The sequence below is a fragment of the Pseudomonas sp. AC247 genome (assembly GCF_979258015.1).
Genome location: NZ_OZ409829.1, coordinates 875,641 through 900,000 on the forward strand (window position 1 = coordinate 875,641; position 24,360 = coordinate 900,000).

The 24,360-nt window shown below is 58.1% G+C and carries 18 protein-coding genes, 4 tRNA genes and 1 riboswitch (1 of these 23 only partly in view); of the genes, 17 read left to right on the forward strand and 5 right to left on the reverse strand.

The genetic code is table 11. The annotated features are described in order from the left end of the window. Nucleotides 1-24: 24 nt before the first annotated feature. Entirely contained in the window at nt 25-5,070 is a 5,046-nt protein-coding gene (locus ACZZ0B_RS04200) for a dermonecrotic toxin domain-containing protein (protein WP_463544439.1), read from the reverse strand. Between the two features lie 302 nt (nt 5,071-5,372). Between ACZZ0B_RS04200 and ACZZ0B_RS04205 the strand changes: the two genes are divergently transcribed. The 7 genes from ACZZ0B_RS04205 (at nt 5,373) to astE (ending at nt 13,252) form a co-directional block, all read left to right on the forward strand. Further along, complete coding sequence (locus ACZZ0B_RS04205; protein ID WP_008077923.1) at nt 5,373-6,593, forward strand: aspartate aminotransferase family protein; 1,221 nt, start codon at nt 5,373-5,375, stop codon at nt 6,591-6,593. 215 nt (nt 6,594-6,808) lie between these two features. Continuing rightward, nucleotides 6,809-7,828: an arginine/ornithine succinyltransferase subunit alpha gene (aruF, locus tag ACZZ0B_RS04210; RefSeq protein WP_008077922.1), complete on the forward strand. Its 1,020-nt coding sequence runs from the start codon at nt 6,809-6,811 to the stop codon at nt 7,826-7,828. Between the two features lie 51 nt (nt 7,829-7,879). Beyond that, the gene (astA, locus tag ACZZ0B_RS04215; RefSeq protein ID WP_008077921.1) at nt 7,880-8,905 is read left to right on the forward strand and encodes an arginine N-succinyltransferase; all 1,026 of its coding nucleotides are present in this window, start codon (nt 7,880-7,882) and stop codon (nt 8,903-8,905) included. After that, nucleotides 8,902-10,371 carry a succinylglutamate-semialdehyde dehydrogenase gene (gene astD, locus ACZZ0B_RS04220; protein WP_463546909.1) on the forward strand — a complete coding sequence of 490 codons (1,470 nt, stop codon included), beginning with the start codon at nt 8,902-8,904 and terminating at the stop codon, nt 10,369-10,371. Before astA ends, astD begins: the two co-directional genes overlap by 4 nt. Nucleotides 10,372-10,534: 163 nt before the next feature. After that, nucleotides 10,535-11,881 carry an N-succinylarginine dihydrolase gene (gene astB / locus ACZZ0B_RS04225; RefSeq protein WP_463544440.1) on the forward strand — a complete coding sequence of 449 codons (1,347 nt, stop codon included), beginning with the start codon at nt 10,535-10,537 and terminating at the stop codon, nt 11,879-11,881. 57 nt (nt 11,882-11,938) lie between these two features. After that, on the forward strand, nt 11,939-12,229 hold the full coding sequence (locus tag ACZZ0B_RS04230) for a hypothetical protein (protein WP_007919345.1): 291 nt from the start codon (nt 11,939-11,941) through the stop codon (nt 12,227-12,229). Between the two features lie 12 nt (nt 12,230-12,241). Further along, nucleotides 12,242-13,252: a succinylglutamate desuccinylase gene (gene astE / locus ACZZ0B_RS04235; RefSeq protein WP_463544441.1), complete on the forward strand. Its 1,011-nt coding sequence runs from the start codon at nt 12,242-12,244 to the stop codon at nt 13,250-13,252. A 181-nt stretch (nt 13,253-13,433) separates the two neighbouring features. Here the strand turns inward: astE and ACZZ0B_RS04240 are convergent, their stop codons facing one another. Next, nucleotides 13,434-13,943 (reverse strand): 6,7-dimethyl-8-ribityllumazine synthase, encoded by a 510-nt coding sequence (locus ACZZ0B_RS04240; protein WP_007919335.1) that lies wholly within the window; start codon nt 13,941-13,943, stop codon nt 13,434-13,436. 101 nt (nt 13,944-14,044) lie between these two features. After that, nucleotides 14,045-14,217, reverse strand: a riboswitch (FMN riboswitch). Nucleotides 14,218-14,415: 198 nt separating this feature from the next. Between ACZZ0B_RS04240 and ltaE the strand changes: the two genes are divergently transcribed. From ltaE to ACZZ0B_RS04280, 8 genes are all read left to right on the forward strand, one after another. Next, a complete protein-coding gene (ltaE, locus tag ACZZ0B_RS04245) occupies nt 14,416-15,420 on the forward strand; it encodes a low-specificity L-threonine aldolase (RefSeq protein ID WP_463544442.1) in 1,005 nt (334 codons plus the stop codon). Between the two features lie 146 nt (nt 15,421-15,566). Further along, nucleotides 15,567-18,185, forward strand: coding sequence for an alanine--tRNA ligase (gene alaS / locus ACZZ0B_RS04250; protein ID WP_038366539.1), 2,619 nt, complete (start codon nt 15,567-15,569; stop codon nt 18,183-18,185). A 90-nt stretch (nt 18,186-18,275) separates the two neighbouring features. Further along, complete coding sequence (locus tag ACZZ0B_RS04255; protein WP_008086083.1) at nt 18,276-19,517, forward strand: aspartate kinase; 1,242 nt, start codon at nt 18,276-18,278, stop codon at nt 19,515-19,517. Nucleotides 19,518-19,704: 187 nt separating this feature from the next. Then, nucleotides 19,705-19,893 carry a carbon storage regulator CsrA gene (csrA, locus tag ACZZ0B_RS04260; RefSeq protein ID WP_002554426.1) on the forward strand — a complete coding sequence of 63 codons (189 nt, stop codon included), beginning with the start codon at nt 19,705-19,707 and terminating at the stop codon, nt 19,891-19,893. 62 nt (nt 19,894-19,955) lie between these two features. Then, nucleotides 19,956-20,046, forward strand: a tRNA-Ser gene (locus ACZZ0B_RS04265). A gap of 107 nt (nt 20,047-20,153) precedes the next feature. Then, nucleotides 20,154-20,230 (forward strand) — tRNA-Arg (locus tag ACZZ0B_RS04270). A 72-nt stretch (nt 20,231-20,302) separates the two neighbouring features. Beyond that, nucleotides 20,303-20,379: transfer RNA gene (locus ACZZ0B_RS04275), tRNA-Arg, on the forward strand. Between the two features lie 72 nt (nt 20,380-20,451). Next, nucleotides 20,452-20,528 (forward strand) — tRNA-Arg (locus ACZZ0B_RS04280). 19 nt (nt 20,529-20,547) lie between these two features. On the opposite strand, the gene ACZZ0B_RS04285 is transcribed toward ACZZ0B_RS04280, so the two are convergent. Further along, nucleotides 20,548-21,054: a cell envelope protein SmpA gene (locus ACZZ0B_RS04285; RefSeq protein WP_463544443.1), complete on the reverse strand. Its 507-nt coding sequence runs from the start codon at nt 21,052-21,054 to the stop codon at nt 20,548-20,550. Nucleotides 21,055-21,375: 321 nt separating this feature from the next. On the opposite strand from ACZZ0B_RS04285, the gene mgtE reads away from it, so the two are divergent. Further along, nucleotides 21,376-22,818 carry a magnesium transporter gene (gene mgtE / locus ACZZ0B_RS04290; protein ID WP_008086078.1) on the forward strand — a complete coding sequence of 481 codons (1,443 nt, stop codon included), beginning with the start codon at nt 21,376-21,378 and terminating at the stop codon, nt 22,816-22,818. Nucleotides 22,819-22,932: 114 nt separating this feature from the next. Here the strand turns inward: mgtE and ACZZ0B_RS04295 are convergent, their stop codons facing one another. Beyond that, the gene (locus ACZZ0B_RS04295; RefSeq protein ID WP_003178899.1) at nt 22,933-23,259 is read right to left on the reverse strand and encodes an Arc family DNA-binding protein; all 327 of its coding nucleotides are present in this window, start codon (nt 23,257-23,259) and stop codon (nt 22,933-22,935) included. Nucleotides 23,260-23,647: 388 nt separating this feature from the next. On the opposite strand from ACZZ0B_RS04295, the gene phnN reads away from it, so the two are divergent. Then, nucleotides 23,648-24,217: a phosphonate metabolism protein/1,5-bisphosphokinase (PRPP-forming) PhnN gene (gene phnN / locus ACZZ0B_RS04300; protein ID WP_440094750.1), complete on the forward strand. Its 570-nt coding sequence runs from the start codon at nt 23,648-23,650 to the stop codon at nt 24,215-24,217. Here the strand turns inward: phnN and ACZZ0B_RS04305 are convergent. Next, nucleotides 24,192-24,360: the 3' portion of a PA3371 family protein gene (locus tag ACZZ0B_RS04305; protein ID WP_008086073.1), read on the reverse strand. Its footprint extends 11 nt past the window's final position; the window shows 169 of its 180 coding nt (coding positions 12-180); the start codon falls outside the window, past its right edge; it ends in the stop codon at nt 24,192-24,194. The genes phnN and ACZZ0B_RS04305 overlap by 26 nt on opposite strands.

Consider the following 24,360-nt stretch of genomic DNA (forward strand, 5'->3'; position numbering starts at 1 on the left):
TCGCCGCGCGTCAGTCGGCGAAACCTACTCGTCGACTTCCGATCCGTCGGACGATGAAACCTCCATCTCTGCCTCGTTGATCGTGCTTTCGATGCCAAAGTCCATGCCGTGCTTGTTGAAGTAGGCGCGAAGGATGAACTGGCTCTGCGCGTCGAACGGGTTGCCGCGTAAATTGATCGCCTCAGCGATCTCTCCGGGGAGTTCGAGAATATCGCTGGGCATTGCGCTGATGTGGTTTTCACTTAAATCAGCCTTGAGCAAATCCTTGAGCTGGAACAGGCCATCGGGGAGTTCACTGATGCCGGCGTTGTTGAGGATCAGATCCGTGAGCAAGGTCAGTTGTCGCAGGTCCGGCGCCAGCCCCAAGGGGTTGTAGCTCAAGTCGAGCAATTCCAGATTGACCATTTCGCCCAAAGCCGCGACGTCGTGTGCGTTTAGACTGATGTTGCATTCAGTCAGGTACAGCGCGGTCAGATCACCCATTTTGAAGATTGCCTGGGGAATGTCGCCGAGTGAGAACTCGCGGATGTTCAGCGTTCTGAGCTTGGGGAAATGGTTGAGGAATTGATTGGCGCCTGTTGTCGCACCGTCTTCGCTGAGCAGCGTCAAGGTCGATACGTGACTGAAGTCCGCCGTCAGTAGGGGTAACTCGCCGATGATGGTGGTCGGCAAATTAAGCTCGTACAGCGTTTCGCCCTGTTCACCGAGTTCGTCGAACTCGCTTTCCCTGCGCCAGCATTCCTCGACCAGCGTCTTGAATTCATCCCGTGCAGACTGTTCTTCTGCCAGTTCCTGGGCGGTGAAAGGGCTGTGCGTGAACGGGTTGATGTCGGGGATGTTGCCAGTCCATGCAGCCAAGTCGCTTTGCAGCGTCGAGTATTCGTTCTCCAGTCGGGTCAGTTCGAGTCGGGCGTCCTCCGTAAGGCCGGGTAAGCGGTAGAAAAACTGGCTCGCTTCTTTGACATTGAACAGCGAGTAAATCTGTCTTGTTCGAGCAATGTCGACCGGCTCACTGAGCACTCCCAGGGTCTGTCCATGCTGATGAAAGTGCGCTCTGATCCGGTCACGTGTAGCGCGTGAAACAGGGTTGTGAGCAAACTCGAAACCGGACGTGGTTTCCGGTGGGTAATGAAAAAACTCCGGCGGTATTTCGCTGATCTGGTTGTTGCTGAAAATACCGGTGCTCAGCCGCGGATGATTCGACAACCCGTTCGGCAGATGGCTGATGCTGGTATCGGCCAGGTCGATGTAGGTCAGTTCGGTCATGGCTGTGATATCGGGTGTGCGTCCCAGGGGATTGCCGTAAAGATCCAATGCGCCGAGCGAGGTGAGTTTGTTCAGCCTCTCTACCGCGACGTCATCGAGGCTGATGCCGCATTCAGCAAGGATCAGTTGGTGCAGATGTGGCATGGCGTCGAGGGCTTGGGGCAGTCGTGCAAGATTGAAGCTGCGGATTTCCAGTTGCTGCAGTCTGGGAAACAGGTGCAGGAAAGCGTCAGTGCCTTGAGCGGCATTGCTACCTTCCAGCGAAAGATGGGTGACATGGCTGAAGTCTGCGGTGAGTGCTGGAAACTCGCCGATGACGGGGTGGGCAAAAATCAGCGATGTTCGCGCGTGAGGATCGGCCTCGTTGAACGTTGTGCGTTCGAGCCAGCAACTCAGCAGCGTTTCCTTGAATACCCGACGATCATTTTTGGCCTCGACAAAGGCTTCTGCGTCGAAGCGCATACCGGTCAAGGGATGTTGCGTCGGTGTTTGCGCGGTCCAGGTGTGCAGGTCGACACGCAGTTTCGCGAGTTCGGCAGTCAGGCGCGACAACTCGGCGAGTGGCCCGGCGGGGTGTATGGCCAGTCTTTGCATGAACGCCTGCAACTGCTCGAATGTGAACGCTGGGTTGAGCGTCATCGCCAGTTGTTCCAAGGGCGGTGCGATTGGATTGAATCGTCGGTAGGTACCGTTTCCTCCCGGCAAGCGCATGATCTGCGGGTTATAGAGGGGCTTTAGTTCGCGATGCAGCAGCAGGATATTTTTCAGCTCATCGCGGGGCAGGGCGTGATCACGGATGGCTTGCTTGAGTTTTGCACCTGCTCCGATGTGGATGCCCAGCGCATCGCGCGCGTGGTCTGGCAAGGCTTGCAATGCAGCATTGTAGAAATCGAGGGCCGCCGACAACGGTTGATCCTGTTCGTCGAAAGCCTGGTACTGACCGTCTTCGAGCAACACCATGGTTTTGTGGAGAGTGGTATCGGTCGGGCCAATGCTGTCGCGCAGCGTGCCGTGAATGCCGTAGTCGCGAACGTCGATGCGCAAATTTTTCGGCCAGCCATGCAGACGTTCCATTGAATGCAAGGACAGGCGCTGGGTGTCCAGCGGGTTGATTGATTCCAGGTACAAACCCTCAAAAGCGCGAGCAGCGCGAACGTCCTCCAAGGCCCAGCGAGCCAGTTGCACGAGGCGCTTGGGAACCGGCATTTGTTTGAGTTGCTGACGCTCTTTGCCCGTTGCCGTGCGCAGTATTTCCCGGGCGACGCTGGTGGGCAGGCCGGGCGTTGTGTCGATGAGCTTGTGCGCCGCTGCGTCGGTGATGTGTTCAGCCGCTCGATAACGTGCTTCGAACAGGATGTTTCGGCGTTCGGCGGCGATGTTCGCCAGGGTTTTTCTCAACGCCTGAGCTCGCACCGTAAGACCTCTGGGAGGAAGACCGGGCTCCTCTCTGAGAAGTATCTTGAGTTCGCCCTCGTCGAGTTTCGCCAGTAGATTGGCAAGCAAATCGCCTGATCCTGACGGGGAAAGGCTCAGTTCAATCGCTGGCAATTGCGGGCGGCTGCTTTTCCATAGTGTCTCGCCCTGCAGATCAAGCAAACGCAGGCTTTTAGTCTCCGGCCACGGGCAATGTTCGGTGAGCAATTGCAGTTGAGTGATCGGTTCGGCTTGTGCAAATTCTGCTGCGTGAGGGCTGTTCATCTGATCGATGAAATTGCGAATCTGCTTGTCGAGGGTGAAGCGCTTGAGGGTGTCCTCAAGCAGCGGCGGAAGCGGCTCGTGTTGCGCGTGAAATTTGCGCAGGACATCTTCGTGATAGCCGCTGCTGGCGAGCGCCTGCTCCAGTTCGCTGGGTGACAGGCTGTCGACCGTGTGGCCAATGCGTCGCAGCAGTTTGTCGCTGGACCAGGTGAGCGGGCGATCAAGCTCGGTTTGCCAGGTGCCGGTGTGGAAGTGTTCAAGCATCGGCGGGTAAGCATCGGCGCGTGTCGGGTGGTCGATGCGAAAACCTCTGGCGCCCGGATCGGATCTCACCGCAAACACTTTGTCGTCCAGTGGCAGCAGCAGTTTTCCATCGATCTGATGCAAGCCGTGTTGATCCGGCAGGGAGTCTTTGGTCAGCGAAATACCTTGTTCGTAGGGGGCTAGATCGGGTTTCCAGTAGAGTGTTTTTCCGTTCGGTGCGGTAACGGGTTTGAAGCGGTCAATGAAGCGCACGACATGCGGCGGCAGCAGGTTGCGAAACTCGCCGGCGACCAGCATGCCGCCGGCGGCGAATATGCCGAATTGCACAATCGATTCCAGCGCATCCATCAGATGCAGAAAGGCTTCGGTGCGCTGCCCCTGTGCCCACTCGACAATGCCTTCGAAGGTCTCGTCAAGGAACTGATAAGCCATGTAGCCGAGCATCAGTTCACCCAGAAACGGCACGAACGGCGTGGCCACGAACGCAGCGACGGTCAGCAACGTTGTAGCGATGCTCATCAGCGAGTCCCAGAAAGCCCAGCGTGCCTGCTGATCCACCAATGCTGTGGGCACGGCTAGGCTTTGTCCGTCGTTGAGTATCTTGTTCAACGCATTCTCGAATTGGTATTGCCATAGCAATGAATGAATGACGTCGGCGTGGAATTGCAGGTCGGGTTTTTCCACCGTGACTTCGCGCCAGGCGGGTCGTGGATCACCCGGTTGGTGCGCGAAATACTCAATGTGCGTGAGGCGTGCTTTGAGCGTGGAGAAGAAGCGACCGCGCTCGCTGTGAGCAATGAATTGACTGAAAAAATGCTGGTAGTCGTTTTGGCGCAACTGGCGTGTCAGTTCGGCGGCGAATGCAGCGCTGGAGGTGTATTCCTTGATCGGGTGTTCGGGGTCGTTCGGCACATAAGCAACCAGCCGGGTGACGCGCTCGCTGGTGTGCAGATCCGGCGCAAACACAATGATGCCGTGCAGTTGCGAAGACAGCAGCGACAGGCTGTGACCGCGCACTGTTTCGCCATCCAGCCGCATGCCTTGCAGGCCGTCGATCAAACCACCAATGAGGCGATACAGATCTTCCTGTATGTCGTTGTTCATTCGGGCGTAGATCAGCGCCGATTTCAGTGCAGCCTTTTGGCTGACTTCGACATGCAAGCGCAGCGTGGCCGCCAGATTGGGCTGGTCGATGCCTAGATGTTGTTGCAAATGTTGTTGGTATTGCGCACCGAGATCGAGGCTTCGGCACAGTTTGATGAAGGTGTTTATCGACAGTGCCTGGCTGATATCCGCGAGGATTTCAAATTGTTCGCGATCGTCTGGCTGGGTGATGAAGCAGGAATCGGAGTCAAAAGCATCCGTTTCGGTTTCATGGCTTTCGAAGTTGCGCAGTGCGGCGTCTAGCACGGACAGCGTCCAGATTCGGCTGGCGCCGGTAGAGAAGCCAAACCAAGGGTTCGTGACTGGAATGTAGAGGCGCACGAACGTGCTTTTGACGTCGAGTATCAGGCCGCATTGATCCTTGATCGCCGCTGCCAGTAACGGCGCAGCGAAGGCTTCGACGTCCTTGAGGTTGGTCAGCAGGTGATCCACCTGGTTCTGTGCCGCCCAGTGCTGGGCATTCAGCACACCTAACCGGGCGTGGTGCTGACGTGCGGAAGCCGCCAGCAGGGGCTCATGACGGGGGATTGCGCGTCGCAGGGCATGGCGTCGAAACGCCGAAGCGTTCGCCAGCCAATCAGGCGCGGCTCGGTGTAACGGCAGAAAGTGCGTGTCGTTGTGCTCGGTATAGAAAGTATCGAGGCGGGCGGCAGGTTGCAGCGGTTGTGGCAGGTTCATGCGCTCATCCATTAGCGTGCGGAGAGCGCCCAGCAAAGCAGAAAAATATTTGTCATGTGCGGTACATAGTTACCGCACATTGAATTCCTCGATCAATTACCGTCGAGCCACCGCAGATCCCCTTGGGCAGTTTAAACTGCGCCTTTGCGACGCTATATGTCGCATTGCCGTAAACCCGGGAAAATCCGGGGTTTGCGCTATAAGAAGTTGTCGCTTGGCGGCAAGGCCGGGCTGAAAACTGTCCTTACAATCCTCACCAAGCTCGCCAGTTTCAGGCGAGTGCTTCTCATCAGGAGACTCCGATGTCCGTTGAGCACGCTGCGGTACAACGCGCCGATTTCGACCAGGTAATGGTTCCCAACTACGCGCCTGCCGCTTTCATTCCGGTGCGTGGCGCCGGTTCCCGTGTCTGGGATCAGGCCGGCCGCGAGCTGATCGACTTCGCCGGCGGGATTGCCGTTAACGTATTGGGCCATGCGCACCCGGCGCTGGTCGGTGCATTGACCGAGCAAGCGAACAAGTTGTGGCACGTGTCCAACGTGTTCACCAACGAGCCAGCCCTGCGCCTGGCGCACAAGCTGATCGACGCCACGTTCGCCGAGCGCGTGTTCTTCTGCAACTCCGGCGCTGAAGCCAACGAGGCCGCGTTCAAGCTGGCCCGTCGTGTGGCGTTTGACCGTTTCGGCACTGAGAAATACGAAATCATTGCCGCGCTGAACAGCTTCCACGGCCGTACGTTGTTCACCGTTAACGTCGGTGGTCAGTCGAAGTACTCCGACGGTTTCGGCCCGAAAATCACCGGCATCACCCACGTGCCTTACAACGACCTGGCCGCGCTGAAAGCGGCGGTTTCCGACAAGACCTGTGCGGTCGTGCTGGAACCGATTCAAGGTGAAGGCGGCGTGCTGCCAGCCGAATTGGCGTACCTGCAAGGTGCCCGCGAACTCTGCGACGCGAACAACGCGCTGCTGGTGTTCGACGAAGTGCAAACCGGCATGGGCCGCAGCGGCAAGCTGTTCGCCTACCAGCATTACGGCGTGACTCCGGACATCCTCACCAGCGCCAAGAGCCTGGGCGGCGGTTTCCCGATCGCGGCGATGCTGACCACCGAAGCGCTGGCCAAACATCTGGTTGTCGGCACCCACGGCACCACTTACGGCGGCAACCCGCTGGCGTGCGCGGTCGCGGAAGCGGTGATCGATGTGATCAACACGCCTGAAGTGTTGAACGGCGTAAACGCCAAGCACGACAAGTTCAAGGCGCGCCTCGAGCAGATCGGCGAGAAATATGGCCTGTTCACTCAGGTGCGTGGTCTCGGTCTGCTGATCGGTTGCGTGCTGAGCGATGCCTGGAAAGGCAAGGCCAAAGACATCTTCAACGCCGCTGAAAAAGAAGGCCTGATGATTCTGCAAGCCGGCCCGGACGTGATCCGTTTCGCCCCGAGCCTGGTGGTCGAAGACGCCGATATCGATGCCGGTTTGGATCGTTTCGAGCGCGCTGCTGCAGCACTGACACAAGCCTGATAGACCTTTCGGCGCCTGGAGCTTTTCAGGCGTCGATCAAAATTTTATGCCGGACCAGATCAACTGTAGGAGTGAGCCTGCTCGCGATTGCGGTATGTCAGTCGACTCATTGGTTTCTGACAGACCGCAATCGCGAGCAGGCTCACTCCTACATTGATCTCCATGTAGGCCCGGTTATTTCTTCTGTGAATTGATAAGAGAAAAGGAGTGACACCATGCTGGTGATGCGCCCCGCGCAAATGGCTGATCTGGGCGAGGTACAGCGTCTGGCTGCGGACAGCCCGATTGGTGTCACTTCCTTGCCGGATGACGTGGAACGTCTGAGCGACAAGATTGCCGCGAGCGAAGCGTCGTTCTCCGCCGAAGTGAGCTTCAACGGTGAAGAGAGCTATTTCTTCGTCCTCGAAGAATCCACCACCGGCAAACTGGTTGGCTGCTCGGCGATTGTCGCGTCCGCCGGTTACTCAGAGCCGTTCTACAGCTTCCGTAACGAGACCTTTGTGCACGCTTCGCGCGAGCTGAAGATCCACAACAAAATTCACGTGCTCTCGCAGTGCCACGACCTGACCGGCAACAGCTTGCTGACCAGTTTCTACGTGCAGCGCGAGCTGGTCGGTTCGCCATGGTCCGAGCTTAACTCCCGTGGTCGTCTGCTGTTCGTCGCCAGCCATCCCGAGCGTTTCGCTGACTCGGTGGTGACCGAGATCGTTGGTTACAGCGATGAGAATGGCGACTCGCCATTCTGGGATGCGATCGGTCGCAATTTCTTCGACCTCAATTACGCCGCTGCCGAGCGTCTGTGCGGGCTGAAAAGCCGCACGTTCCTCGCCGAGCTGATGCCGCATTACCCGATCTACGTGCCGCTGCTGCCGGACTCCGCCCAAGAGGCGATGGGCCAAGTGCACCCGCGTGCGCAGATCACCTTCGACATCCTGATGCGCGAAGGCTTCGAGACCGATCACTACATCGACATTTTCGACGGTGGCCCGACCCTGCATGCGCGTGTTTCGGGGATCCGTTCGATCGCCCAGAGCCGTGTAGTGCCAGTGAAGATCGGCGAGCCGGTTAAAGGTGCCGGGCGCCAGTATCTGGTGGCGAACGCGCAGTTGCAGGATTACCGCGCGGTGCTGCTGGAACTGGATTACGCGCCGGGCAAACCGGTGACTCTGGATCTGGAAGCGGCCGAAGCCTTGGGCGTCGGTGAAGGTGCCAGCGTGCGCCTGGTGGCGGTTTAACGCCTTAGCGAGTTTCACGGGTGGCGAAGGCGGCCCGTTTGAGGAGATAGCATGATTGTTCGTCCCGTACGCAGCAGCGATTTAGCCGCGCTGATCGACCTGGCCCGCAGCACCGGCACCGGCCTCACGACTTTGCCGGCCAACGAAGAACGTCTGGCCCATCGGGTCGGCTGGGCCGAGAAGACTTTTCGCGGCGAAGCTGGCCGTGGTGATGCGGACTACCTGTTCGTGCTCGAAGACGATGACGGCCGCGTGGTGGGGATTTCCGCCATCGCAGGCGCTGTCGGCATGCGTGAGCCTTGGTACAACTTCCGTGTCGGCCTCACCGTCAGCGCTTCGCAAGAACTGAACATCTACCGCGAGATCCCGACGCTGTTTCTCGCCAACGACCTTACCGGTAATTCCGAGCTGTGCTCGCTGTTCCTGCACGCCGATTACCGCAGCGGTCTGAACGGCCGCATGCTGTCGAAGGCGCGGATGCTGTTCATCGCAGAGTTCCCTGAACTGTTCGGCAACAAGATCATCGCCGAAATGCGCGGTGTCTCCGATGACGCCGGCCGTTCGCCGTTCTGGGAAAGCCTCGGTCGTCACTTCTTCAAGATGGAATTCAGCCAGGCCGATTACCTCACCGGCGTAGGCAACAAGGCGTTCATCGCTGAGCTGATGCCGAAATTTCCGCTGTACACCTGCTTCCTGTCCGAAGGCGCGCGTAGCGTCATCGGTCAGGTCCATCCGGACACCGAGCCGGCCTTGGCGATGCTCAAGGGTGAAGGTTTCAGCTATCAGGGTTACGTCGACATCTTCGACGCAGGTCCGGCCATCGAATGCGAAACCGGCAAGATCCGCGCGGTGCGTGACAGTGAAGCGCTGGTATTGGCCGTGGGTACGCCGGGCGACGACGCCACGCCGTTCATCATCCATAACCGCAAGCGCGAAGACTGCCGCATCACGGCTGCGCCGGCGCGTCTCGCTGCCGGTACTTTGGTGGTTGATCCGCAGACTGCCAAACGTCTTCAACTCAACGCTGGCGATCAAGTGCGCGCCGTGGCGTTGTCCGCTGCACGGGAGTCGAAATAATGAATTCGCTATACATCGCAGGTGAGTGGCTGGCCGGTCAGGGCGAAGCGTTTCAATCGCTGAACCCGGTGACCCAGCAAGTGCTGTGGTCGGGGGAGGGCGCCACCGCTGCTCAGGTTGAATCGGCTGTGCAGGCTGCGCGTCAGGCGTTTCCGGATTGGGCGCGTCGCTCGCTGGACGAACGCATCGCTGTGCTTGAGGCATTCGCCGCCGCGCTGAAAAATCACGCTGACGAACTGGCTCGCACCATCGGTGAAGAGACCGGTAAACCGCTGTGGGAATCGGCGACCGAAGTGACCAGCATGGTCAACAAGATCGCGATTTCGGTGCAGAGCTACCACGAGCGGACCGGCGAGAAGAGCGGCCCGTTGGGTGACGCCACCGCCGTGCTGCGCCACAAGCCGCATGGCGTGGTCGCGGTGTTTGGTCCTTACAATTTCCCTGGCCATTTGCCGAACGGCCACATTGTTCCGGCATTGCTGGCGGGTAACAGCGTGCTGTTCAAACCAAGTGAACTGACCCCTAAAGTCGCCGAGCTGACGGTCAAGTGCTGGATCGAAGCCGGTCTGCCGGCAGGCGTGTTGAACCTGCTGCAAGGCGCGCGCGAAACCGGCATCGCGCTGGCGGCGAACCCGGGCATCGACGGTCTGTTCTTCACCGGTTCGAGCCGTACGGGCAATCATCTGCACCAGCAATTTGCCGGTCGTCCGGACAAGATTCTGGCGCTGGAGATGGGTGGTAACAATCCGCTGGTGGTCGATCAGGTCGCGGATCTGGATGCAGCGGTTTACACGATTATTCAGTCGGCATTCATATCTGCCGGTCAGCGTTGCACCTGTGCCCGTCGCCTGCTGGTGCCGCAAGGCGCGTGGGGCGACAGCCTGTTGAAGCGTCTGGTTGAAGTCAGCGCGACCATTGAGGTTGGCGCATTCGATCAACAGCCGGCGCCGTTTATGGGCTCGGTGATTTCCCTCGGCGCGGCGAAAGCGCTGATGGACGCTCAAGAACATCTGCTGGCCAACGGCGCGGTGTCGCTGCTGGAAATGACTCAGCCGCAAGCACAAGCTGCGTTGCTGACCCCGGGCATCGTTGATGTGACAGCGGTTGCCGAGCGTCCGGACGAGGAACTGTTCGGCCCGTTGCTGCAAGTGATCCGCTACGTTGATTTCGAAGCGGCGATCGCTGAGGCGAACGACACGGCTTATGGCCTGGCCGCTGGTCTGTTGTCGGATTCCGAAGCGCGTTATCAGCAGTTCTGGCTGGAAAGCCGTGCCGGCATCGTCAACTGGAACAAACAGCTGACCGGTGCTGCGAGCAGCGCGCCGTTTGGTGGCGTCGGTGCCTCGGGCAACCATCGCGCCAGCGCTTATTACGCGGCGGATTACTGCGCGTACCCGGTAGCGTCGCTGGAAACGCCGAGCCTGGTGTTGCCATCGGCCCTGACGCCAGGCGTGAAAATGGCGTAACGGCCATCGCGAGCAGGCTCACTCCTACAGGATTTTTGTCGTACACAACATATGTGTTCAGCGCTAAACCTGTAGGAGTGAGCCTGCTCGCGATAGCCGCGATGCGGTCTGACTGAATTGTTACCTGAAGCCTATAACAACAGATTCTCGTGGAGCCTCGCTGATGAAATCCTATGAAGTCAATTTTGACGGTCTAGTGGGGCCGACCCATAACTACGGTGGTCTGTCCTACGGCAACGTTGCGTCCCAGAGCAACAGCCAGCAATCCTCGAATCCGAAGGAAGCGGCGCTGCAAGGTCTGGCGAAGATGAAAGCGCTGATGGAAATGGGCTTTCAGCAAGGCGTGCTGGCGCCGCAGGAACGTCCGGACGTGGCCGCTCTGCGCCGTCTGGGTTTCAGCGGCACCGACGCTCAGGTCATCGAGCGCGCCGCCAAAGAAGCCATGCCGCTGTTGGTCGCCAGTTGCTCGGCGTCGAGCATGTGGGTGGCCAACGCCGCCACGGTCAGCCCGAGTGCCGACACCGCTGACGGTCGTGTGCATTTCACCGCTGCCAACCTCAACTGCAAATACCACCGCAGCATCGAGCACCCGACTACCAGTCGCGTACTCGGCGCGATGTTCGCCAATCAGCAACACTTCGCTCATCACTCCGCGTTGCCGGCAGTGGCGCAGTTCGGTGACGAAGGCGCGGCCAACCACACACGTTTCTGCCGTGAGTATGGCGAGGCGGGCGTTGAGTTCTTTGTGTTCGGTCGCAGTGCGTTCGACAACCGTTTCCCGGCGCCGCAAAAGTACCCGGCACGCCAGACTCTCGAAGCTTCGCAAGCGGTTGCGCGTCTGCACGGTCTGCGTGACGAAGGCGTGGTTTACGCCCAGCAGAACCCGAACGTGATCGATCAGGGCGTGTTCCATAACGACGTGATCGCCGTGGGCAATGGCGAGGTCTTGTTCTATCACGAGGACGCGTTCCTCGACACCGAGTCGATGCTGGCCGAACTGCAAAGCAAACTGGCCAAAGTCGGCGGCAACTTCCAGTCCGTGTGTGTGCCGCGTTCGGCAGTCACCGTGGATGACGCAGTGCGTTCGTACCTGTTCAACAGCCAGTTGCTGTCGCGTCCTGACGGTTCGATGCTGCTGATCGTGCCGCAAGAGTGCCAGGCCAACGAACGCGTCTGGGCTTACCTGCAAAGCCTGACCAGCTCCGGCGGTCTGATTCGCGAAGTGAAAGTCTTCGACCTCAAGCAAAGCATGCAGAACGGCGGCGGCCCGGCGTGCCTGCGACTGCGCGTCGCGCTTAACGAAACCGAACTGGCGGCGGTCAACCCAGGGGTTATCATGACGCCACCGTTGTACGGTTCGTTGACCGCATGGGTTGAAAAGCACTACCGCGACCGCCTGAGCGAAACCGATCTGGCGGACCCGCAATTGTTGCTTGAATGCCGGACGGCACTGGATGAACTGACGCAAATCCTTAAACTGGGCGCGGTTTATCCATTCCAGATCAATTGATGGCCGGCGCGTCGCCCGAACGCGGCGCGCGGCTTGTCTCACCAAGAGAGTAAAAACATGAGCGATTCCCTGCAGCTGATCCTTGAAGACACCGACGGCACGCAACTGGAAACTTCCTGCACCCGCGTTGCGGTCATGTGGCAAGGCAAAGAGCTGTGGATCCAGCAGGACGGCCGTGGCCAACTGCTGATCGGCGTCGACGTTGAAGAAGGTGACGCCGAGTACGCCAACCTGCTGCTGCGCCCATTGGCGACTAATCTGGTAAGTCTGCAACTGGAAATGGAACCGGCCGACGTTGGCGACGACGAAGACCACGTGCACGGCCCGGATTGCAACCACGACCACTAAGGAAACCGCTCTATGCTCGCCCTCGGCAAACTGCTTGAACTGACCCTCGCCGGCCGCGAACCGGCGGAGAAGACTCAACTGACTGTCGAAGGCGTGCGCATGCGCTGGTTGAGCGAAGGTGCGCTGGAAGTCCGGCCACCGCAAGCGCGCGACAATGGCCTGGACCTGCTGCTGTCGGCAGGCATCCACGGCAACGAAACAGCGCCGATCGAATTGCTTGATCGGCTGCTGCACGACATCGCTCGCGGCGATTTGAAGCCGCGTGCACGCATTCTGTTCCTGTTCGGCAACCCGGAAGCGATTCGCAAAGGCGAGCGTTTCATCGAGCAGGACGTCAATCGGCTGTTCAACGGCCGTCATGAACAAAGCAGCGGCTCGGAAGCGCTGCGTGCTTGTGAGCTGGAACGGTTGGCGGCGAGTTTTTTCAGCCTGCCGGATCGCCAGCGCCTGCACTACGACCTGCACACGGCGATTCGCGGTTCGAAGATCGAACAATTTGCGCTGTATCCGTGGAAGGAAGGTCGCCAGCATTCGCGCCAGGAATTGGCGCGTCTACGGGCTGCCGGGATGGAAGCGGTGCTGCTGCAGAACAAACCGTCGATCGTGTTCAGCGCTTACACCTACGACAAGCTCAATGCCGAGGCTTTCACCCTGGAACTGGGCAAGGCGCGGCCGTTCGGGCAGAACGACGGGGTTAACGTCTCGTTGCTGGAAACCCGCCTGCAGCAGATCATTGAAGGCACTGAGCCAGAGATGGCTGAAGCGCATCTGGACGGTTTGCAGCTGTTCAGTGTGGCGCGGGAAATCATCAAGCACAGCGATGCCTTTCGCTTGAACCTGCCACAGGACGTCGAAAACTTTTCCGAGCTGGAGATGGGCTATGTGCTGGCCGAGGATCTGGCCAATACCCGCTGGATCATCGAGGAAGAGGGCGCACGGATCATCTTCCCTAATCCCAAGGTCAAGAACGGCTTGCGCGCGGGCATCCTGATCGTCCCGGCCACCGACGAAAACCTCGCCTGACTTAACTGCAGGGATGGTCCACAAACTCTGGTACGCGGTCCAAACCCCGTAGGAGCTGCCGAAGGCTGCGATCTGTTGATCTTGTTGTTAAAAGATCAAAAGATCGCAGCCTCGTTTCACTCGACAGCTCCTACAGGTAATGATCGTTCCCGAGCGATGCATGGGAACGATCGTTAGAGGCTTAGACCGCTACAGCATGCGGCTCAGTACGGCGCAGTGCACGAACCTTGCGCAGCGTATCCGCGCAAGTCCGCGCCGCTTCCTGACCCTTGTGCACGAAGTGCTCAAAGAAGAACTTCTGATGCTCGTCGCCCGCATGGAAGTGATGCGGCGTCAGCGACACCGAGAACACCGGCACTTCGGTTTCCAGTTGCACTTGCATCAGGCCGCTGACCACCGACTGAGCGACGAACTCGTGACGGTAGATGCCGCCATCCACCACCAAGGCTGCGGCGACGATGCCGGCATAACGACCGGTTTTGGCCAGCAACTTGGCGTGCAGAGGCATTTCAAAAGCGCCGCCGACTTCGAAGATATCGATGTCCGATTCCTGATAACCCAGGGCGATCATTTCGGCGACGAAGCCTTTACGGCTCTGGTCGACGATTTCTTTGTGCCAGCAGGCCTGGATGAACGCAACGCGCTCGCCGTGTGGGTGTTTGCTTTTGCTGTCGATAGCGGTGGGTTGCATGTTCTGACTCCTGTTTGTGTGAAAAACAGGGCGTTATGAATCGAAAGGGATTCAAGGGTGCGCTCACGCACAACATCGCGCGGACGGCCCTTTGGCGTTAATCCCGTTCTCTCTTCATCCGGACTATGACCGTCGGCCCCGGGATCACACCGGGTCTGCTGACCTTGCCGCCGATCACCGCTTAATGCCGTGGTCGTCGCCAAGCGCTCGCGGGCTATGCGCATTGCGCGCAATTACCGCCGGTGGGGAATTGCACCCCGCCCTGAGAACGTTTTTGCCGCCCTTTCTCGGGCGGCGCAGCGTTTTTAACACAGATTTTGTGTCGGTGCATTGCGCCTTTTTGATGATTGCTATCGATTTTCCAGACGGATTGAAACGAAAAATCCTTGCGCAAGGGTTGATTAATCTGCGCCATGACCGCAGTAATTCCACTTCGTAAAGGGATTTCCCCTGCTGAATTGAGGCCAGGTTCATGAGCGTTATCGATCTTCGCAGCGACACCGTCACCCAACCGACACCCGCCATGCTCGACGCGATGACCGCTGCGGACACCGGTGACGATGTGTACGGCGAAGACCCGACGGTCAATCGTCTGGAGGCCGAACTGGCCAAACGTCTGGGTTTTGCCGCAGCGCTGTTCGTGCCGACCGGCACCATGAGCAACCTGCTCGGGTTAATGGCGCACTGCGAGCGCGGCGACGAATACGTTGTAGGTCAGCAGGCGCACACCTACAAGTACGAGGGCGGTGGCGCGGCGGTGTTGGGTTCGATTCAGCCGCAGCCGCTTGAAGTGCAGGCCGACGGTTCGCTGGATCTGGATCAAGTCGCGGCAGCGATCAAACCGGACGACTTCCATTTCGCTCGTACCCGTTTGATGGCGCTGGAAAACACCATGCAGGGCAAGGTATTGCCGCTGGAATATCTGGCGCGGGCGCGTAAATTCACCCAAGACCATGGCCTGCAACTGCACCTCGACGGCGCGCGTCTTTACAACGCAGCGGTCAAACTCGGGGTGGATGCGCGGGAAATCACTAAACATTTCGATTCGGTATCGGTGTGCCTGTCCAAAGGCCTTGGCGCGCCGGTGGGTTCAGTGCTGTGCGGCTCCGAGCAACTGATCGGCAAGGCCCGCCGTTTGCGCAAAATGGTCGGTGGCGGCATGCGTCAGGCCGGTTTGCTGGCGGCGGCGGGGCTGCATGCACTGGATCACAACGTCGAGCGTCTGGCGGATGACCACACCAACGCGCAGTTTTTGGCCGACGGTCTGCGTGAAGCAGGTTTCATCGTCGAACCGGTGCAAACCAACATGGTTTATGTGCAAATGGGCGACAAGGCCGAAGCGATCAAGGCGTTTGCTGCCGAGCGCGGGATCAAGTTGAGTGCCGCCGCGCGTCTGCGTATGGTCACGCACATGGACGTCAGTCGCGCGCAAATCGAGCAAGTGATCGCGACATTCGTCGACTTTTCGCGCAAGTGACAGCGTTAGCCGTCCAATTGACCGTTTCTATCGTATAAACACGCTGTACCCCGCGCGCAGGGCCGATATAATGCGGCCCTTTGCCGTCGCTTCGTCTGTTGACGTTTCGAACAGGCCTTTGGCCGCAGCCTCCGTGGAAGAACCTAATGAAAAGCGCAGAAATCCGTGAAGCCTTCCTTCGCTTCTTCGAAGAGCAAGGCCACACCCGTGTAGCCTCCAGCTCTTTGATTCCGGGCAACGACCCAACCCTGCTGTTCACTAACGCGGGGATGAACCAGTTCAAGGACTGCTTCCTGGGCCAGGAAAAACGTGCGTATACCCGTGCGACCAGCAGCCAGAAATGCGTGCGTGCCGGTGGCAAGAACAGCGACCTGGAAAACGTCGGTTATACCGCTCGTCACCACACGTTCTTCGAAATGCTCGGTAACTTCAGCTTCGGTGACTATTTCAAGAAAGACGCGATTACCTACGCGTGGACCTTCCTGACCGGCGTTCTGCAACTGCCGAAGGAAAAACTCTGGGTCACCGTCTACGCCTCCGACGACGAAGCGTACGACATCTGGACCAAAGAAATCGGTGTGCCGGTCGAGCGCATGATCCGCATCGGCGACAACAAGGGCGCGCCATACGCTTCCGACAACTTCTGGACCATGGGCGATACCGGCCCGTGCGGCCCATGCACCGAGATTTTCTACGATCACGGCGACCACATCTGGGGCGGCCCGCCGGGCTCGCCGGAAGAAGACGGCGACCGTTACATCGAGATCTGGAACAACGTGTTCATGCAGTTCAACCGCACCGCCGATGGCGTCTTGCATCCGTTGCCAGCGCCGTCGGTCGACACCGGCATGGGCCTGGAGCGGATCAGTGCGGTGATGCAGCACGTCAATTCCAACTATGACATCGACCTGTTCAAAAACCTGTTGAAGGCTTCGGCCGAAGCGATCGGCTGCGAAAACGGCGATCAGTCTTCGCTGAAAGTCGTGTCCGACCACATCCGTTCGTGCGGCTTCCTGATTGCCGACGGCGTGCTGCCGTCCAACGAAGGTCGCGGTTATGTGCTGCGCCGGATCATCCGTCGCGCCTGCCGTCACGGTAACAAGCTGGGCGCTACTGGCAGCTTCTTCTACAAAATCGTTGCCGCACTGGTTGCCGAGATGGGCGAAGCCTTCCCGGAACTGAAAAAGCAACAGAGCAACATCGAGCGCGTGCTCAAGGCAGAAGAAGAGCAGTTCTCCAAGACTCTGGAGCACGGCCTGAAGATTCTTGAGCAGGATCTGCTGGAACTCAAAGGCACCGTGGTGCCGGGCGACGTGGTGTTCAAACTCTACGACACCTACGGTTTCCCGATGGACCTGACCGCCGACATCGCCCGCGAGCGCAGCCTGACCGTCGACGAAGCCGGTTTCGAACGTGAGATGGAAGCCCAGCGTGTGCGTGCGCGTTCGGCCAGCTCGTTCGGTCTGGACTACAACACCTTGGTCAAGGTTGATGTGGCCACCGAGTTCACCGGTTACAAAGACACCAGCGGTTCGGCAAAAATCGTCGCTATCTATAAAGATGGCCAGTCGGTCGACGTCTTGAATGAAGGCGAAGAGGCGGTGATCGTGCTGAACCAGACGCCGTTCTACGCTGAATCCGGCGGCCAGATCGGCGACTGTGGTTATCTGCAGGCCGGCAGCGCACGTTTCGACGTACGTGACACCACCAAGACCGGCGGCGCGTTCCTGCACCACGGTGTGCTGGATTCGGGCAGCCTGACCATCGGCGCGCCAGTGGAAACCCACGTCGACGCCGAAGTGCGTCACGCCACTTCGTTGAACCACTCGGCCACGCACTTGCTGCACGCGGCACTGCGCCAGGTTCTGGGCGAGCACGTTCAGCAGAAAGGTTCGTTGGTGGATAGCCAGCGCCTGCGTTTCGACTTCAGCCACTTTGAAGCGATCAAGCCTGAGCAGATCAAAGCGCTGGAAGACATCGTCAACGCCGAGATTCGCAAGAACTCCGCGGTTGAAACCGAAGAAACCGACATCGAAACCGCGAAGAACAAAGGCGCGATGGCGCTGTTCGGCGAGAAGTACGGCGACAACGTGCGCGTGCTGAGCATGGGCGGCGATTTCTCCGTCGAGCTGTGCGGCGGTATCCACGCCAACCGTACCGGCGACATCGGCCTGCTGAAAATCATCAGCGAAGGCGGTGTGGCTTCGGGCGTGCGTCGTATCGAAGCAGTGACCGGTGCTGCGGCTCTGGCCTACTTGAATGCGGCAGAAGAACAACTCAAGGAAGCGGCCAGCCTGGTCAAGGGCAGCCGCGACAACCTGATCGACAAGCTGTCGGCTGTGCTGGAGCGCAATCGCCAACTGGAGAAGCAACTCGAGCAGTTGCAAGCCAAGGCGGCGAGCGCGGCGGGCGACGATCTGTCGTCCTCGGCACTGGACGTCAAGGGCGTGAAGGTTTTGGCCGCACGTCTGGATGGTCAGGACGCCAAGGCGCTGTTGGCGCTGGTTGATCAGTTGAAGAACAAACTCGGCCGCGCAGTGATCCTGCTCGGCAGTGTCCATGAGGAAAAGGTCGTTCTGGTTGCAGGCGTAACCAAAGACCTGACTGGCCAACTCAAAGCCGGTGATTTGATGAAACAGGCTGCTGCGGCAGTGGGCGGGAAGGGCGGTGGTCGTCCGGACATGGCGCAGGGCGGCGGTGTTGATGCCGGCGCACTGGATGGCGCACTGGCGCTGACCGTTCCATTCGTCGAGCAGGGTTTATAAGACGGTCCATCGCGCTCGCAGTCTAGTGGCGGGCGCGGTGGCTGTTCGAGTGATTATTGGGCGCCCTTCATGGGCAGAGGCGGCTTTGAAATGGCTTTGATCGTACAGAAATTTGGAGGCACCTCGGTCGGTACTGTCGAGAGAATCGAGCAGGTCGCCGACAAGGTTAAGAAATTCCGCGATGCCGGCGATGACCTGGTGGTTGTGCTGTCTGCAATGAGCGGCGAAACCAACCGTCTGATCGATCTGGCCAAGCAAATCAGTGGCGACGGTCAACCGGTTCCGCGTGAGCTGGACGTGATTGTTTCCACCGGTGAGCAGGTGACGATTGCCCTGTTGGCCATGGCGCTGATCAAGCGCGGTGTGCCGGCGGTGTCGTACACCGGTAATCAGGTGCGGATCCTGACCGACAGTGCGCACAATAAAGCGCGTATCTTGCAGATTGATGACCAGAAGATTCGTGGTGATCTGAAAGCAGGTCGCGTGGTGGTTGTCGCCGGTTTCCAGGGCGTCGACGAGCACGGCAACATTACCACCCTCGGTCGTGGCGGTTCCGACACTACCGGTGTGGCATTGGCTGCTGCTTTGAAGGCTGACGAGTGCCAGATCTACACCGACGTCGATGGTGTCTACACCACTGACCCGCGCGTTGTGCCGGTCGCTCAGCGTCTGGACAAGATTACCTTCGAAGAGATGCTGGAAATGGCCAGCCTCGGTTCCAAGGTGTTGCAGATCCGTGCGGTGGAATTCGCCGGCAAGTACAACGTTCCGCTGCGCGTACTGCACAGCTTCAAGGAGGGTCCGGGCACCCTCATTACTATTGATGAAGAGGAAACCATGGAACAGCCGATCATTTCCGGCATCGCTTTCAACCGCGATGAAGCCAAGCTGACCATCCGTGGCGTGCCAGACACCCCGGGCGTGGCGTTCAAGATTCTCGGCCCGATCAGTGCCGCGAACATCGAAGTCGACATGATCGTGCAGAACGTCGCGCACGATAACACCACCGACTTCACCTTCACCGTACACCGCAACGACTATCAGGCCGCACAGACCGTGCTGGAAAATACCGCTCGCGAGATCGGTGCCCGTGAAGTGGTTGGCGACACCAAGATTGCCAAGGTCTCGATCGTCGGCGTCGGCATGCGTTCCCACGCCGGTGTGGCCAGCCGCATGTTCGAATCCCTGGCAAAAGAAAGCATCAACATCCAGATGATCTCGACTTCGGAAATCAAGGTTTCCGTAGTGATTGAAGAGAAGTACCTGGAACTGGCCGTGCGCGCCCTGCACACGGCTTTCGAACTGGATGCGCCTGCCCGTCAAGGCGAGTAATTCCAATTCTTGAAGGGCGCGGTCTGACCGCGCCCTTTATTTTTTGAATGGCGCGAGCCCTGAACTGTTCTTTTGCTCGCGCTGGTCAATACTCAGGCATGTAGGGCTACGATCGCTCCGGTTGTAGGTCGGGTGCCTTTTTTTTGCAGACTGTTGTCCCTGAACTGAATTGCGTAAGGAGAAAGGTATGCTGATTCTGACCCGTCGGTGCGCAGAAAGCCTGATTATCGGTGACGGCGAAATCACCGTGACCGTGCTCGGCGTTAAAGGAAACCAGGTGCGTATCGGCGTCAACGCCCCGAAAGAGGTTGCCGTGCACCGTGAGGAAATTTACCTGCGTATAAAGAAAGAGAAGGACGAAGAACCAAGCCATTAATTTTTATCGATTTTTATGTTTGCAAACGGGGAAAAGGTTGGTTAAGATACGCCCCGTGTTGCGGAGAGCTGGCCGAGTGGCCGAAGGCGCTCCCCTGCTAAGGGAGTACACCTCAAAAGGGTGTCGGGGGTTCGAATCCCCCGTTCTCCGCCATTATTTGCTTAGTACGTCGTAATCTGGCTTTTTCTGTAAGTTGTTGAAATTAATAGAAAAAGTGGTTGGAATAGAGATTAGACGGGCTATAATGCGGCGCAACAAATGCACTCGTAGCTCAGCTGGATAGAGTACTCGGCTACGAACCGAGCGGTCACAGGTTCGAATCCTGTCGAGTGCACCATTTAAGAGTTAGTTACAGCGATGTAAATAACTCGGCTTCAACCAGGTGTGATCTGGTCTAACAAACACAAATGCACTCGTAGCTCAGCTGGATAGAGTACTCGGCTACGAACCGAGCGGTCACAGGTTCGAATCCTGTCGAGTGCACCATTTAAGAGTTAGTTGCAGCAATGTGAATAACTTGGTTTCACCCAGTTGTGGTCTGGGCTAAAAACACAAAATGCACTCGTAGCTCAGCTGGATAGAGTACTCGGCTACGAACCGAGCGGTCACAGGTTCGAATCCTGTCGAGTGCACCATATACCAAAAAGCCCGCGTTTATCGCGGGCTTTTTGCCGTCCGGGATTTGGCTTTTTCCTTTACGCATCCTCTCTGATCAAAATCGACTTGAGCAGAACGGCCTCGCTTGAGGTCGTATCGATAACTCGTCATCGATGTCCTGATATTGACCTTGTCCGGTTTGCCTAAAGCGCTCTCGACATCTTGTGCGCTCATCCCGGCAATGACGCGCCGATTGATGATGGCTTCGCGGCGTTGCCTGGCATCGATCACGTTGCCGCATATGTGCTCTGCGCCGCCGATGATGCCGGGCTCTCGACCACCGATTGTTTTTTCGTGATTCGCTTCCGGCATGATCGCTACGACGGAGCCGGGCGAGTAGGGGTGAACCTCCTGCTTCGAGAGTCGTTCGCCTTGCGCGCAACTCATTGATGTAAATGTGAGGCTGCCGTCCGCCGCTTCGCAACGATGCAAGGTTGCCGCCTCACCGTTTTGTGGCAGGTAGAGCAGACAGGGCAACAGGAAAAGAATTGGCTTTGATGGCATTCGACGTCCTCCGTGACGATCTACGCTGAAGGGTAGTCGCTGCATTTTTTAACGCAGGTGTGTTTTCTTTTCAGAATGAGTCGTCGCATTTGCAAGGATCAGGACAGCGCTCAGGTTTGTTTCGCAAGCGCTTGTTTCGACCGTGATTTTTTAACGTTTAAAACCGTCAGGCGGTGTATCATTGCGCCCGTCAGCCCCGCCGGGGCTTATGGAAAACCTCCATGGACTTACCCAGTAGTTACTCAGTAAACAGTTTCACCAATCATGAATTGACTGATTGATCCTTCCGGCGTGCCCCGCTGCTGGGAGTGGAGTTCGCCTATGTCTGAAATCGAAGTAAAGAAAACACAGGAAAGCCTGCAGGATCGCCTGGCTCAAGTCGTCGAGCTGCTGCAGCGTCAACGGGTCGTCGAAGACCTCACTCACCGCCAGGAAGGCGCGCATCACGACCGGGTTGAAAACCTGGTACACCGGCAGAACCTTGTCGAGTTGCAACGCAAGCTCGATGACCTGCACTCCGCCGACGTTGCCTACATCCTTGAAGCCTTGCCGCTGGACGACCGTCTGACGCTCTGGCAATTGGTCAAGGCTGATCGCGACGGCGATATTCTTCTCGAAGTATCCGATTCCGTTCGTGAAACGCTGATCGCCGACATGGACGATCACGAACTCTTGGCTGCGGCCAAGGACATGGACGCCGACGAACTTGCTGACCTGGCCTCCGAGCTGCCGCGAGACGTCGTCCATGAGCTGATGGAGAGTCTGGATAACCAGCAGCGCGAGCGTGTCCGCTCGGCCTTGTCCTATGACGAGGAGCAGGTCGGTGCGCTGATGGACTTCGAGATGGTGACGATCCGTGAGGATGTCAGTCTCGAAGTGGTGTTGCGTTACCTGCGTCGCCTTAAAGAGCTGCCGGGCCATACCGACAAACTGTTTGTGGTGGACTACGACGGCGTGCTCAAGGGCGTGCTGCCGATCAAGCGATTGTTGGTCAATGATCCTGAGAAGCAGGTGGCCGAAGTGATGGCCAGCGATCCGGTGAGTTTCCATCCGGATGAAGATGCCTACGACGCCGCCCAGGCATTCGAGCGTTATGACTTGATTTCGGCCCCGGTGGTCGACAAGAACGGCAAGCTGATCGGCCGTCTGACCATCGACGAAATGGTCGACCTGATTCGTGAAGAGAGCGAAAACGAAGTCCTCAACATGGCGGGTCTGCGTGAAGAGGAAGATATCTTCGCCTCCGTCTGGAAGTCGCTGCGCAACCGTTGGGCCTGGCTGGCGGTCAATCTGATCACCGCATTTGTCGCTTCGCGGGTGATTGGCCTGTTTGAAGGCTCGATCGAGAAGCTGGTAGCGCTCGCGGCATTGATGCCGATTGTTGCCGGTATTGGTGGTAACTCGGGTAACCAGACGATCACCATGATCGTTCGTGCCATGGCGCTTGACCAGGTCAGCACCGGCAATACATCACGCCTCATGCGCAAGGAGCTTGCCGTTGGCTTGATCAATGGTCTGGTTTGGGGTGGTGTGATCGGTGTAGTTGCCTATCTGCTCTACGGAAGTTGGTCGTTGGGTGTGGTCATGACAGCTGCGATGACACTTAATTTGCTGCTGGCTGCATTGATGGGGGTATTGATCCCGATGACCCTGGCGAAAATGGGTCGAGATCCGGCGATGGGGGCGAGCGTAATGATCACTGCCATGACCGACAGCGGTGGCTTCTTCATCTTCCTTGGGTTAGCAACAATCTTCCTGCTCTGATTTGCTGTGTCGAGACAGCCCGCCTGATTGGCGGGCTTTTTTGTGCCTGCGAATACTTAAAATCCACGCAAAAAAAAGCCAGCAATCAAGCTGGCTTGAGGTGTTCGGTGTGGCTCAGGACGCGTCTGCTGCCATTTCGGCGTCGTGGGCAATCAAAGATACCAAAGCGTTCTGCTGGCGGTGAGACAGCTGGCGGAAGCGTTGCAGCAGCTCGCGCTCGTGTAGCGACAGCTCAGGGCTGTCCAGGCGCATGCTCAGCTCTTCGCCCAGTGCACCTTCCTGAATAAGACTCTGTTCAAGGCGCGCAATGATCTCGGAGTTCATGCTGCGATGATGATTGCGAGCCACCTCGGCAATGCGTTCACGCATTCCGTCTGGCAGACGTACGACGAACTTGTCAGCCGTACGGCTGGAATAAATTGCCTGTTTCAATGGGCGCATATATTTAACCGGTTAGTTCAGGGGAGCGGTTCTCGGGATTGGCCGCAGGATGTGTGGTAGGACAAGCATCCGCGCCAAATGGTTCAACCTGAATTGTTAAGAGGCCGGCATCATGCCTCAAAATTGCCAGATCATTGGCGTCAATTCTGTGACAAATATTGAGCTGGGTAAAGGCGTAATGCCAGCACCAATCATCAGAAATGCGGACTGGTTTGAAAACTTCGCCCTGGTTCGCACTACTGGTCGCTTCACGTTGCACATCAGTTGATGTCCGAAGACCTCAGAGCGTGCATGCTAGCGGCTTTCTATCCTTGCTCCATGTCTCTACAGGATAGTGGCAAATTGCCGATTTACTAGTGGCAGGCGTGGGCCGGAGGGCGTTTTCAGGATGGATGGCAAGCTTATTTACCTGATGGGGCCTTCCGGTTCGGGCAAGGACAGTCTGCTGGAAGCTGCGCGCGAACCATTGCGGGTGATGAACTGCGAGATCATGCGGCGGGTCATCACACGATCAGCCGAGTCCGTGGGCGAAGATGCGATCGGTGTGACGCCAGAAGAGTTTGCGCGGCGTGAGCGTGCGGGGGATTTCTCTCTCGCGTGGCAGGCGAACGGTCTTTCCTATGGGATTCCTATCGAGATGAATCGTTGGCTGGCGGCCGGGCGACATGTGCTGGTAAACGGATCTCGCGCCAACTTGCGCCAGGCGCTTGATCGTTATCCGGCGCTGGTTCCGGTTCTGTTGACGGTAAACGATCAGGTTTTGCGTGAGCGTCTGCTTCGACGAGGTCGAGAGACGCTTGAGCAGATAGAGGCGCGTCTTGCTCGCAATGCACTGTTCAAGGACAGGCGCTCAAGCGATGGGGCAGTACATATGATCGACAACTCGGGTGATCTGGTCGACGCGGTATATCAATTGCTGGATGTGATCCGGCTTAGCGAAGCACCGGGTCAAACTTGATTTTGCGCCCGGCAACAAGAGCTAGTACAAACAATACCGAAAAGACGCCGCAAGCAATCAGGGGCAGGGTGATTTCGGCGTCCTCGAACAGCGAAAAATGCATAACGCCACTCATTAAGGCAAGGATCAGAAATCCTGCTGCT